Source organism: Bradyrhizobium sp. USDA 4532 (assembly GCF_024171315.1).
In the GTDB taxonomy this organism is placed as follows: Bacteria; Pseudomonadota; Alphaproteobacteria; order Rhizobiales; family Xanthobacteraceae; genus Bradyrhizobium; species Bradyrhizobium australafricanum.
In genome coordinates this window covers 5,123,780-5,136,200 of sequence record NZ_JALJZN010000001.1, presented here as the reverse complement: position 1 = coordinate 5,136,200, position 12,421 = coordinate 5,123,780, and the positions used below count along the sequence as shown (strand labels likewise).

The 12,421-nt window shown below is 65.6% G+C and carries 12 protein-coding genes; 5 read left to right on the top strand and 7 right to left on the bottom strand.

Features of this window, described 5'->3' with window-relative positions; all coding sequences use genetic code 11:
• Nucleotides 1-6 precede the first annotated feature (6 nt).
• On the bottom strand, nt 7-447 hold the full coding sequence (locus J2R76_RS23595) for a hypothetical protein (RefSeq protein ID WP_057016144.1): 441 nt from the start codon (nt 445-447) through the stop codon (nt 7-9).
• 155 nt (nt 448-602) lie between these two features.
• Nucleotides 603-974 carry a YqjD family protein gene (locus J2R76_RS23590; RefSeq protein WP_016842979.1) on the bottom strand — a complete coding sequence of 124 codons (372 nt, stop codon included), beginning with the start codon at nt 972-974 and terminating at the stop codon, nt 603-605.
• Here J2R76_RS23590 and J2R76_RS23585 point away from each other — a divergent pair.
• Nucleotides 964-1,164, top strand: a complete 201-nt coding sequence (locus tag J2R76_RS23585; RefSeq protein WP_253625048.1) for a hypothetical protein — start codon at nt 964-966, stop codon at nt 1,162-1,164. The genes J2R76_RS23590 and J2R76_RS23585 overlap by 11 nt on opposite strands.
• An 84-nt stretch (nt 1,165-1,248) precedes the next feature.
• On the opposite strand, the gene J2R76_RS23580 is transcribed toward J2R76_RS23585, so the two are convergent.
• On the bottom strand, nt 1,249-2,361 hold the full coding sequence (locus tag J2R76_RS23580; protein ID WP_057016145.1) for an AI-2E family transporter: 1,113 nt from the start codon (nt 2,359-2,361) through the stop codon (nt 1,249-1,251).
• A 227-nt stretch (nt 2,362-2,588) separates the two neighbouring features.
• Between J2R76_RS23580 and J2R76_RS23575 the strand changes: the two genes are divergently transcribed.
• The 3 genes from J2R76_RS23575 (at nt 2,589) to J2R76_RS23565 (ending at nt 4,332) form a co-directional block, all read left to right on the top strand.
• Nucleotides 2,589-3,407 (top strand): L,D-transpeptidase, encoded by an 819-nt coding sequence (locus J2R76_RS23575; protein WP_057016180.1) that lies wholly within the window; start codon nt 2,589-2,591, stop codon nt 3,405-3,407.
• 27 nt (nt 3,408-3,434) lie between these two features.
• The gene (locus J2R76_RS23570) at nt 3,435-4,064 is read left to right on the top strand and encodes a DUF2865 domain-containing protein (RefSeq protein ID WP_057016146.1); all 630 of its coding nucleotides are present in this window, start codon (nt 3,435-3,437) and stop codon (nt 4,062-4,064) included.
• A gap of 112 nt (nt 4,065-4,176) precedes the next feature.
• A complete protein-coding gene (locus J2R76_RS23565) occupies nt 4,177-4,332 on the top strand; it encodes a Thivi_2564 family membrane protein (RefSeq protein WP_085970696.1) in 156 nt (51 codons plus the stop codon).
• Nucleotides 4,333-4,729: 397 nt separating this feature from the next.
• Here J2R76_RS23565 and J2R76_RS23560 read toward each other — a convergent pair whose 3' ends face one another.
• Both J2R76_RS23560 and J2R76_RS23555 read right to left on the bottom strand, forming a co-directional pair.
• On the bottom strand, nt 4,730-6,892 hold the full coding sequence (locus J2R76_RS23560; protein WP_057016147.1) for a malate synthase G: 2,163 nt from the start codon (nt 6,890-6,892) through the stop codon (nt 4,730-4,732).
• Between the two features lie 206 nt (nt 6,893-7,098).
• Complete coding sequence (locus tag J2R76_RS23555; protein ID WP_253625047.1) at nt 7,099-8,346, bottom strand: MFS transporter; 1,248 nt, start codon at nt 8,344-8,346, stop codon at nt 7,099-7,101.
• A 139-nt stretch (nt 8,347-8,485) separates the two neighbouring features.
• On the opposite strand from J2R76_RS23555, the gene J2R76_RS23550 reads away from it, so the two are divergent.
• Nucleotides 8,486-9,424 (top strand): AraC family transcriptional regulator, encoded by a 939-nt coding sequence (locus tag J2R76_RS23550; protein ID WP_375166580.1) that lies wholly within the window; start codon nt 8,486-8,488, stop codon nt 9,422-9,424.
• Between the two features lie 130 nt (nt 9,425-9,554).
• Here J2R76_RS23550 and cysC read toward each other — a convergent pair whose 3' ends face one another.
• Both cysC and cysD read right to left on the bottom strand, forming a co-directional pair.
• A complete protein-coding gene (cysC, locus tag J2R76_RS23545; protein WP_253625045.1) occupies nt 9,555-11,474 on the bottom strand; it encodes an adenylyl-sulfate kinase in 1,920 nt (639 codons plus the stop codon).
• 41 nt (nt 11,475-11,515) lie between these two features.
• On the bottom strand, nt 11,516-12,310 hold the full coding sequence (gene cysD, locus J2R76_RS23540) for a sulfate adenylyltransferase subunit CysD (RefSeq protein ID WP_076824965.1): 795 nt from the start codon (nt 12,308-12,310) through the stop codon (nt 11,516-11,518).
• Nucleotides 12,311-12,421 lie beyond the last annotated feature (111 nt).

Here is a 12,421-nt window from a genome sequence, read left to right as displayed (position 1 = left end):
CGCAGGCTATTCCTCCTCGTCCGCCTCGCCGTTGCTGGCAGCGCTGCGGCCTGCCATCAGGCCAAGTGCGAGGCCGCCGATCGCCAGGATCGGGATGAGCCGCTTCGCCCCGATGGCCCGCACGATCTGCAGGCCGGTGGCGACCACCACCGGATCGGCAAACACATTGGCCGCGGCGGCCTTTGCCGCCTTCTCGGCACGGCGCCGCATCTCGCGCTTGCGCACGATGTAGACGCTGGCGGTGATCAGCGTGACGACAAGGAACAGCGCGGCGCCGGCGAGGCACGCTTCCACCGGCCCGTAGTGCTGCAGCACGTAGACGAAGGCGGCCGCGCACAGAAAGCCGATGGTGATGAACAGCGCGATCGCGGCGGCCGCGGCCAGCGACGTCAGCCGCAGCGCGTTGCCGGTGGTATCCTTGACGTCATTGATCAGCCGCTGAAGCATCGACCAGCCCTGCCCTGAATCTTGTCCTGAATCTTGCCTCGAACCTTGCCCTGAAGAGCGCGTCGACAAACGCGGCGGCGGCGCGCCAGCGCCGCCATCGCATCCAGAGGGGTGGTTTCCGCGTGATCGCCACCATGGGGCTGACCGCAGATTGCCTAGCGACGCCAGGTGACGCCGATCAGGAAGCCGAGACCGAGCGCAAGGCCGACCGTCGCCAGCGGCCGCTGCGTGATCATATCTTCCAGCGATTCCTCGATCGAGGATGCGGCATCCTGCGCCGCGCCCATCATCGCGCTGCCGCGCTCCGACATGTCGTCGAGTGTATCTTCCGCACTGGCGCGCGCATCCTTGTAGCGGCGGCGGGCCTGCTTGCCCGCGTTGTTGGCAAACGAGTTCAGCGCGTCGGTGATCTGTTCGGTGAGGGCGGCGATATCGTTCTTCACGGCGGTGACATCCTTTTCAAGGCGTTCGTAGGTCGCTTTGTCCGTCATGTTCTTGATCCCAAATGCGCTGTCCGTGCTCGACATCGAAAAGCTCCCGGAGAACTTGCGTGCTGGAGCAAAAACGCGCCGCGCGGTGCATGGTTCCAGCCGTGAAACCGGGCTTTCAAACGGTGCCGGCTTCGCTCGAGAACGCCTTGCTAGTGTGCTGAATGCGAAGTTCGTGCGATTTCGCGGCAGCCACTTTCACGAACTTCGCATTCATAAAGCACACTAGAATCATAAGTTTGCTAGTGTCCTTATCGAATCCGAAGTTCGCTCCGAAGGTACGGCAAATGATGCGAACTTCGGATTCGGGACACTAGTCCTCCGGCAGCTGCGGCGAATTGACCGGCATCAAATGCTCCTTGACGATCAGTGCCACGATCAGGAGCGGCGACGACAGGAAGGCGCCCATCGGGCCCCATAGCCAGGTCCAGAACGCCAGCGCCAGGAAGACTGCGAGCGCGTTCAGCGACAGTCTGCGGCCGACGATCGTCGGCGTGACGAAATGTCCTTCCATGAAGGTCACGACGGTAAAGCAGGCCGGCGCGATCAGCCCGGCGCCGATGGTCGGCGAGGCGATGATGCCGACCGCGACCAGCACGACAAACATCGCGATCGGCCCGATGATCGGAACGAAGTTCAGCGTGGCGGCGAGCGCACCGAGCCCAGCCGGATTTGGCATGCCCGTTGCTGCGCAGATCGCGCCGGTGACGATGCCGACGCCGACATTGATCATGGTCACCATCAGAAGATAATTGCCGAGATGGGTCTCGACCTCGTTGAGGATGCGCAGCGTACGCAGCCGCGCCGTGCGTTCGCTGAATGCCATCACCAGTGCGCGGCGCAGATCCTTCCAGCTTGCGATGAACAGGATCAGGGTCGCGATGAACAGCAGGAATTCGGCGAAGGTCGGCGACAGGAATTCCAGCGTCGGCTGCACCCATTCGAATTTCGGCAGCTGGAGCGTGGCCAGCGTATCGGAGCCGCCGACCATGGTCTGCAATTCCTGCCACAGCGCGAGCGGCCGGTCGAACACGTGCAGCTTCTCCTTCAGGATCGCGCCGAGCTCGGGCAGCCGCGAGCTCCACTCCATCACCGGCGAGGCAATCAGCCCGACCATGAAGCTGACGGCGGCGCCGACCGCGATCACGATGACGACCGCGCCGAGCGCGCGCGGAATCCGATAGCGCTCGAGCATGCTCGCCGCCGGCGACAGCATGGTGCCGACGATGAAGGCCATGGTGATCGGGAGGAAGAAGGCGCGTGCGAAATAGAGCACCGCGACAATGACAATAACCAGCAGGGCCATCAATGCGAAAGCGACGGCCTCGGCGCGGCTGACAACCGGCGGCAGTTCGATCTTGCTGTCGGGGACTGGCGTGCCTTCGGGCGCTTTGCCAAGCAGGTCTTCACTTGGAAAGGCGCGCACCGAACTCCTCCCGCGTGAGGACGAACAAACCCGCCGCGTGGTCGCCCCGCGCGTCGAATGGCGCGATGACAACGGGCCGCTCCTCGGAAAGTTCCGTCGCGCGTTCGTGAGACGTGACGGGTTGACAGTCGCGGCTTCGGGACGATTCGCGGCGGAACCGACTCGCGGCTATGCGCGTTGGCCCGGCATCGCATCACCACGATGCGCATCCCGTCCAGGGGCAGCACATGACACAGCAGTCTGTTTCCAGCCGCCGGCTTGCGTCGCGCGCCGCGCGCACCCTTGCCTTCGCCAGCGTCCTGTTTGCGACGCCGTTTGTTGTCGCCACATCGGCCAGCGCCCAGGTCCGTTCTTCCGCGCTCGGCTATGCGCCGACGCAGCCGGGCGCATTTCCCGCCGACGAGGTGATGAACGACCCCTCGAGTGGGGCCGGCGAGGACGGCGCGCTGCCGGAGCGGCTGCGCCGGACCACCGTCGCGCTCAATACGACTGAGGCGCCCGGCACCATCATCATCGATACCGGCAACACCGCACTCTATTACGTGCTCGGCGGCGGCCGGGCGATCCGCTACGGCGTCGGCGTCGGCCGCGAGGGCTTCACCTGGGCCGGCACGCAGACCATCAGCCGCAAGGCCGAATGGCCGGACTGGCATCCGCCGGCCGAGATGATCAGGCGCCAGCCCTATCTGCCGCGCTTCATGGCCGGCGGCCCGGGCAACCCGCTCGGTGCGCGCGCGATGTATCTCGGCTCCAGCGAATACCGCATCCACGGCACCAACGATCCCTCGACGATCGGCAAGTTCGTCTCGTCCGGCTGCATCCGCCTGACCAATGAAGACGTTTCCGACCTGTTCAGCCGGGTCGATGTCGGCACCAGGGTCGTGGTGCTGCCGAAGAACGCGCCGCACCTCGCCGCGCGCGAGATCGGCCCGACCACGACGCAGATCTCGGTCCGGCCGGCCGCGTCGCGGCCGCGCCCCGCGGCGGCGACGCTGCCGTCCGGGCGTCAGGCGATGAACATCCCGACGGCTTCCTCGTTGTACTGACGATCGATGTTGTACTGAGGGCCGGTGATGGTGACGCGATACTCCAGGCGGTGGGCGTTCGGGACCGCGGCAGTGCTTGGCCTGTCCCTTGCGCCTGCGGCGCAAGCCCAGGATTTCTTCTCGCAACTGTTCGGCGGCTTCATGCATGGCCGCCCGCCGATGATTCGGATGCCGTTCGACGATGGGCCGCCTATGATGCCGCGGGTCGAGCGCCGTCCACGCTATGACGTCGGCCAGGCCTATTGCGTGCGGACCTGCGACGGCCGCTATTTCCCGCTTGCGTCGACCGGCAACCAGAGCAAGGCGGAAAGCTGCAACAGCTTCTGTCCGGCGAGCGCGACCGAAGTGGTCTATGGCGGCAATATCGACAACGCCGCGACGGAAGACGGCAAGCCGTATTCCGAGCTGCCGAACGCGTTCCGCTATCGCGACGAGCTGGTCTCGGGCTGCACCTGCAACGGCAAGGACTCTGTCGGCCTCGCCGCGGTGAAAATCGAGGACGATCCGACCTTGCGCAAGGGCGACATCGTCGCCGGCAAGGACGGGCTGATGTCGGTGAGCCGTCCGGACCGGCGCGGCGCGCAGCTCAACTTCACGCCGGCGCCGGATCGCATCCGCGCCAAATATGGCCGGCCGGCGGTGGTGGCGCGCGAGTAGCGTCGATCACATGCGGGCGGCCGCCTTCGGTTCCTGGCGCGGAACCGGCCTGCCTCCTGCACGTTAGCAAAGGGCGAACAGCACATTCACCGATGCCATCAGGGGGCTCCGCATGCTCGTCGGCGTACTCGTCACCTTCCTTGTCGTTATTCTCGTTCTTTATCTCATCAACATGCTGCCGCTCGACGGCCGCGCCAAGCAGATCGCGCGCGCCGTCGTCATCATCATCGGCATCATCTCGCTGCTGAAGTATCTGGCGGTGTTCTAGATCCGTCATTGCGAGGAGCGAAGCGCGACCATCCTCATCGTCGTCCCTGCCTGGTGCGCAATTGCGCACCAGGCAAGGACGACAATGGCGGCGGTCGTGATTCAAGTTGTCAAACAAGCTTCTCGGTGTCGTCACCCGCGCATGCATGAGCGGGGGGTGACACGGCGAGGGCGTCTGCACGATTTCGGGATAATGGAAATGTAGAGCTGATTTGCCCGACGAGTCAAGTCGCCGTATCCGCCGGCACCTTTGCATGGGGTTGTTTTCGATAATTTGGCAGTGCGCCCTGCGACGGCAGGTGATCGCGTCCGGCTCTTCCCGGCGTTACTTGCGGCGCCAACAAAAAAGCCCCGGCTTATCGCCGGGGCTTTTGCTTGTCGTTGCGATCGCTTGCAGATCAGCCCGCGGCCTTGGCCTCGCGGCGGCGCGCGGTGAGGATGTATTCGGTATAGCCGTTCGGCTGCGTGCGGCCCTCAAAGATCAGGTCGCAGGCGGCCTTGAAGGCGGTGCCATCGAACGCGGGCGCCATCGGCTTGTAGAGCGAATCGCCGGCGTTCTGCTTGTCGACGACGACGGCCATGCGCTTCAGCGACTCCATCACCTGGTCCCTGGTGATGACGCCCTGATGCAGCCAGTTCGCGAGGTGCTGGCTCGAGATGCGCAGCGTGGCGCGGTCTTCCATCAGGCCGACATCGTGGATGTCGGGCACCTTGGAGCAGCCGACGCCCTGGTCGATCCAGCGCACGACGTAGCCCAGGATGCCCTGGCAGTTGTTGTCGATCTCCTGCTTCACATCGTCGGGCGCCCAGTTCGACTGCGACACCGGAATGGTGAGGATGTCGGAGAGCTTGGCACGCGGCCCACCCTTGGCGAGCTCCTGCTGGCGGGCGATCACATTGACCTGGTGATAGTGCAGCGCGTGCAGCGTGGCCGCGGTCGGCGACGGCACCCAGGCGGTGGTGGCACCGGCCTGCGGATGGCCGATCTTCTGCACCAGCATGTCGGCCATCTTGTCGGGGGCGGCCCACATGCCCTTGCCGATCTGGGCATGGCCGGGCAGGCCGTCGATCAGGCCGTTGTCGACGTTCCAGTCCTCATAGGCCTTGATCCACGGCTGCGCCTTCATGTCGTTCTTGCGGATCATCGGACCCGCTTCCATCGAGGTGTGGATCTCGTCGCCGGTACGGTCGAGGAAGCCGGTGTTGATGAACATGATGCGCTTGGAGGCGCGCTGGATGCAGGCCTTGAGGTTGACCGTGGTGCGGCGCTCCTCGTCCATGATGCCGACCTTCAGCGTGTTCTCCGGCAGGCCGAGCATCTTTTCCACCTCGGCGAACAGGTCGCAGGTCAGCGTCACCTCGTCGGGCCCGTGCATCTTCGGCTTGACGATATAGGCCGAGCCGGTGCGGCTGTTCCTGACCTTGGAATTGCCCTTGAGGTCGTGGATCGCGAGCAGGCCGGCGACCGCGGCATCCAGGATGCCTTCCGGGATTTCCTCGCCCTTGGCGTCGAGCACGGCGTCGGTGAACATGTGGTGGCCGACATTGCGCATCAGGAGCAGGCTGCGGCCGTGCAGCTTCAGCTCGCTGCCGTCGGGCTTCTTGTAGACGCGGTCGGCATTGAGCGAGCGGGTCAGCGTCTTGCCGCCCTTCTCGAAATCGGCCGACAGCGTGCCGTTCATCAGGCCGAGCGTGTTGCGATAGACCAGCACCTTGTCCTCGGCGTCGACGGCAGCGACCGAGTCCTCCATGTCGAGAATGGTGGAGACCGCCGATTCCAGGATCATGTCGGCGACGCCGGCCGGGTCATCCTTGCCGATCACGTTGTTGCGGTCGATCTTGACCTCGACATGCATGCCGTTGTTGACGAGCAGGATCGCGGAAGGCTGAGCGGCGTCGCCCTGATAGCCGGCGAACTGGGCGGCGTTCTTCAGCGCGGTCGAGTTGCCGCTCTTCAGCTTGACCGAGAGCTTGCCCGCGATCACGGCGTAGGAGGTGACGTCGGTGTGGCTTCCGGTCGCAAGCGGCACGGCGGCGTCGAGGAACGCCTTCGCCTTCGCGATCACCTTGTCGCCGCGGGCCTTGTTGTAGCCACGGCCAGCCTCGCTCGGATCGTGCGGGATCGCGTCGGTGCCGTAGAACGCGTCGTACAGCGAACCCCAGCGCGCGTTGGCGGCGTTCAGCGCGTAGCGGGCGTTGGTGAGCGGCACCACCAGCTGCGGGCCGCAGATCTTGCCGATTTCCTCATCGACATTTGATGTCTCGACCTTGTGGGTCGCGGGCTCGGGCAGCAGGTAGCCGATGTCCTTGAGGAACGCGGTGTAGGCGTTGATGTCGAACGCCTTGCCCCTGTTGGCGCGATGCCAGTCGTCGATCTTGGCCTGCAGCGTGTCGCGGACCGCGAGCAACTCGCGGTTCTTCGGTCCGAGCTTCTGGATGATGGCGGCAAGTCCGGCCCAGAACGCATCCGGGGCGATCCCGGTTTTCGGCGTCGCCTCCTTGGCGATGAAATCGAACAGGACAGGGGCAATCTTCAATCCATGGGCATCGACACGAGTCATGATGGGCTTTCTCAAAGGAATGGGGCGTTTAGGAGCTGTTTTCGAGAGAAATCAGCAAAAAACGCGCCAAAGGGCCGCGTTCACGGCCCTTTTAGCCCTAAAGTCCCGGTTCTGAGAAGGCCCCCTTTCCGGCCCCACGCTGCATCGTCACGCGGGCGGCCACCCTGAATCTTCCAAACGCCGGGGTCCGCTCCCGGAAAGACCCGTCAGGGCGCCCCGGTGCGTACCTTGCTGGCGATGAGCAATGCAGCGAGCACCAGGGGAATTGCGCCCGCTACGAACACAGCGGATGCGCCCATCAGATCAAGCACCAGCCCGCCGCCGGCCGCGCCCATGGTGATGCCGAGGAAGATCGAGGCCACGGTCAGTCCGGTCCCGCTCTCGGTCTCGTCGGGCACCATGCGGGTGATCCATGTCGTGGTCGCGACCGGTACGCCGCTGAAGGCGAAGCCCCAGAGTGCGACCAGCACCAGAGCCGGAATGACGTCCTTGCCAAAGACCGAGAGCAACAGACCGATCACGCCGATCGCCAGCGGCATCGCGATCAGCGTGAGCTTGAGTTTGCGCTCAGCCATCAGCCCGCTCGCGAACGAGCCGAGGTAGTTCGCGACGCCGAAGGCAAGCAAGGTCGCCGCGACGCCGGCAGCGCCCAGCCCGGTCACGCTCTCGAGGAATGGACGGATATAGCCGAAATAGCCGAAGTGTCCGGTGAAGACCAACGTTGCCGCCAAGATGCCGGCGCCGATCCCCGGCCGTGTCAGGATGTCGATCAGGGTGTCGAGCCCGGCTTCTCCCCTTGGGGCCAAACGCGGCAGAGCGAGTGCCTGGATGACGAATACCGCTGCGCCCAATGCCGTCGCGAGCAGGAACACGGAGCGCCAGCTCGCCACCTCGCCGAGATAGCTGCCGAGCGGAACGGCAATGATCATCGCGGCGGGAATGCCGCTCATCACGATCGACAAGGCCCGGGCAACCAGCGACGGCGGCACCAGCCTGATCGTCGTCGCTGCCGCCATCGCCCAAAACCCGCCGATGGCAAGGCCGAGCACGATCCGCGCCGCCAGCAGGAACGTGATGCTCGGCGCCAGCGCCACCAGCAGATTGGAGATCACCAGGAGAATCGAAAAGCTGAGCAGCACCGGCTTTCGATTGAACCTGCGCGTCAGTGTCGGCGTGAACAATGCTCCGACCAGCCCGGCCAGCGAGGTCGCGGTCACGGCCTGACCGGCGAGGCCCGGACTCACACCGAGATCGCGCGCCATCGGCGTCAACAGACCGGACGGCAGGAACTCGGCCGTCAGAAGTGCGGTGACGCCCAGCATCATGGCCGCGACGGCGCCCCAGGCGGGCCTTTCCGGTGAGGCCGGCTTGTCACCAACCTTGAGCGCGGCGTCGCCCGGCATCAGCGCAAGGGCATCGGCGTGCGCCAGAGCGGGGTCCACTTCTTGATCCATTGGCCGAACCTTCCATCTATGTTGCACCGCCGCAGACATAGGCTGGAGGTTTTGGACGATCTATGCCATAAACGCTTCAATGTTTGATCATTCGTCCAGATCGTCCACCGCCGATACGACCGACGCCGCCGTCGATCTGGTGAGCGAGTTGCTGCTCGGCATGCGGCTTGAGGGCGTTCACTACCGTCGGATCGAGACGCGGGCGCCCTTCGGGTTTCGGTTCGAAACGCCGTACGGACGCGCGCAATTCCACTTCGTTGCACATGGCACGGCACTTCTGCGCTACGCTGATGCGACGCTGCTTCCCCTTGGATGCGGTGACGCGATTTTCCTGCCGCGCGGCGGCGCGCATGATCTTGTCTCGGCCCCGGATGAGCCGAGTTGCGACGTCGAGCGTTTCGAGACCGAGACGCTGTGCGGCAATGTCGATGTGACATCGGCCTGCCCTGAAGGATGCCCGCAGGACGAGTCGGTCCTGGTCTTCAGCGCCTGCATGAATTTCGATCTTGGCGGCATGCGCCCGCTGATCGCGCTGATGCCGGAGGTGATGCGGGCCGACACGTTGCTTGCGCGCCAGCCGGAAATCGAACCGATGCTGAAGGCCATGGAGCGGGAGACCTGCACGCCGCGGGCCGGCTCCGTCGGCGTGATGGCGCGGCTCGCCGATGTGCTCGCCGCGTCGATCGTGCGTGGCTGGGTCGAATGCGGCGGCGACAACGCCATGGGCTGGTTCGAGGCCTTGCGTGATCCGCGTCTCGGCCGCGCGATCGGCGCGCTGCATCGCGCGCCCGGCCGCAACTGGACTGTTGCTGAATTGGCGGCGGAGGCGGGTTGCTCGCGTTCGCTGTTCGCCGAGCGCTTCCAGGCCATGACCGGGCAATCGCCGCTGCGCTATCTTGCCGAGCTGCGCATGCGTCTCGCGACACAGTGGATCAAGCATGAACGCCAGCCGATCGATGTGATCGCGCAGCGGCTTGGCTATGCGTCACAGGCGGCGTTCAGCCGCGCGTTCAAGCGTGTTACCGGGCAATCGCCTGGGATGGTACGGCACGGGGCCGCAAGCCGCGCGGCCGAATAGGCCTCAACACCGCCGGATGCCCCGCTGCAAGTGGGGCATCCGGTACGCCGCGGCCTATCGGCTCGATAATTGCTGTCTCTGGAATACTGGATCGCCTGGACAACAAGCCGCGCGATGACAGCAAGAGAAGCTAAATATTCGCCGCGAGGTCGGTCAGTTCGTCGAACAGGATGCCAGTCGTGGCCAGCATCCGCTCGATCTCGTCGGTGGCATCGCTGACCGAGCGGTTCGAGGTGTCGATGGTCAGTTCGTTGCCGGTCGGCGGCTGGTAGTCATTGGTGATGCCGGTGAAAGACGGCAATCCGCCGGAGCGCGCCTTGGCGTAATGGCCCTTCGGATCGCGGGTCTCGCAGACCTCGGCAGGCGTTGCGACATAGATCTCGCGGAATGCGCTGTCGGCGATGCGGCGAGCTGCCGCACGGTCGGCGCTCGATGGCGACACCGCGGCGACGATGGCGATATGGCCGTTGCGCGCCAGATGGGTCGCGACTTCGGCGAGGCGGCGGATGTTTTCAGCGCGGTCCTGCGGCGAGAAGCCGAGATCGCCGTTCAGCCCGGCACGCAGCGTGTCGCCATCGAGCAGGATCGGCGAGCCGCCATTGCCGAACAGGCGCCGTTCCAGCGCCCGCGCCAGGGTCGACTTGCCCGAGCCGGGCAGGCCGGTCAGCCAGACCACTGCGCCGTTGTGGTGGTAGCGCGCCGAGCGCTCGTCCGGCCGCAGCGCGGACTCCACCGGCACGATATCGACCGGCACCGCCGGCCGGCCGGCGTCGACCGACAGCACGAGACCGCCGCCGGCGATACGGCCGTTGACCTCGATCACGAGGCGGCCGGTGCGCGGATTGTCGGTGTAGGGATCGGTTGCAACCGGCTGCGCCAGCGAGATGTCGATCTCGCCGACATGGTTGCGCGCGATCGCGGTGTTCTCTTCGTTGGACAGCGCGCCGGGATCGACCGCCTTCTCGATCGCGACCACGGTGGCGCGGCTTTCCTTGGTGCCGAGCCGGATCAGGATCTGCTCGCCCTTGGTCAGCGGCTTGTCATGCAGCCAGAAGATCCGGGCGCGGATGCGGCGGGTGTCGCGCGGGCTCTGCCCGGAATGTCCGATGATGTCGCCGCGCTCAAGGAACAGCTCGCGGTCGAGCGTGATGCCGACCGAGCGCCCAGCGCCCTGTGGGGCGTTCACCGGCGTCACCGGCCAGCTCTCGACGGTCTTGATCCGCGCGATCTTGCCGGTCGGCATGATCACGATCTCGTCGCCGGCCTTCAGGCTGCCGGACTCGATGCGGCCCGCCACGATGCGGCGGTCGTCGAACTTGTAGATCGCCTGCACCGGCAGCCGCAGCGGCAGTTCGGCCAGCGGGCGTGCCGGCTCGAGCGCATCGAGCGCCTCGACCACGGTCGCGCCCTTGTACCAGTCGATCCGCGGCGTGCGTTCGGCAACGCCGTCGCCGTCGCGCGCCGAGATCGGGATCACGGCTGTGGGGGTCACGCCGAGGCCGATCAGATGCGCGGAAATCTCGTCGCTGATCTCCTTGAAGCGGTCGGCGCTGAACTCGACGCGGTCCATCTTGTTGACCACGACCGCGACCTGCTTCACGCCGAGCAGATGCAGGAGATAGCCGTGCCGCCTGGTCTGGTCGCGCACTCCTTCCAGCGCATCGATGATCAGCACCGCGCCGTCGGCCTGCGAGGCGCCGGTGATCATGTTGCGCAAGAACTCTGCGTGGCCGGGCGCGTCGATCAGCACGACGTCGCGCGAGCGGGTGCGGAAGCGGATCTGGGTGGTGTCGATGGTGATGCCCTGGTCGCGCTCGGTCTGCAGCGCATCGAGCAGGAACGACCACTCGAACGGCATGCCGCGCCGCGCGCTCACCGCCTTCAGCATTTCCAGCTTGCCGTCGGGCAGGCTGCCGGTCTCGTGCAGCAGGCGCCCGACCAGCGTCGACTTGCCGTGATCGACATGGCCGACGATGACGATGCGCACCTGCGGCCGCGTCGTGCCGTTGGGCGTTGCCGAGATCGAGGCAGTGGGAAGGATCATGTTCATCGGAACGCTCGCACGAAGCTTGGTGTTGCTTGAAGTGTTGATCAGAGATAGCCGGCGACGCGCAGCCGCTCGAACGCATCCTCGGTCTCGTGGTCGAGCGCGCGGCCGGCGCGCTCCGGGACCTTGGTGCCGTCGAGCTCGGTGAGGATCTCGTCTATGTTGGAGGCGGTGGAGGCGACCGGGAAGGTGATGTCGGAATCGCCCAGCGAGCGGTAGCGCTTGCCGTCCTTGGCGAGATAGAGCGGGATGATCGGAATGCCTTCGCGCTTGGTGTAGGCCCAGATGTCGGCCTCGGTCCAATGCAGGATCGGATGGATGCGCAAGTGCGCGCCTTGCGGCGGCGAGGCGTTGAACTGGTCCCAGAACTCCGGCGGCTGGTCGCGGACGTCCCATTCGCCCTCGAGGCCGCGCGGCGAGAACACGCGCTCCTTGGCGCGGGTCGCCTCCTCGTCGCGGCGGATGCCGGCGATCAATCCGTCAAAGCCGAACTTGTTGAGCGCGAGCTTCAGCCCCTCGGTCTTGCGCGCGGCAGAACGCGCGGCCGGCGGCAGGGTCGGGTCGACGCTGTCGATCGGCGGGCAGGGCTCGACGCGCAGGTCGAGATCCCACTCCTTTCCGAAGCGGTCGCGGAACGCGTACATCTCCGGAAATTTCTTGCCGGTGTCGACGTGCAATGCCGGGAACGGGACGCGGCCGAAGAACGCCTTGCGCGCCAGCCAGATCATCACGTTGGAATCCTTGCCGAGCGACCACAGCAACGCGAGCTTTTTCAGCCGGGCGAACGCTTCGCGCAGAATGTAGATGCTCTGCGCCTCCAGCTCGTCGAGATGATCCATCGACGGAGGCGCCTGATTGGCGGGAATCCCCGGCACGGAAGATGCATTGCTAAGCGCTGCGGACCGCGTCCTGGCGGCGACGGATTCGTTGTCGAGAAGATGCATCTCTTG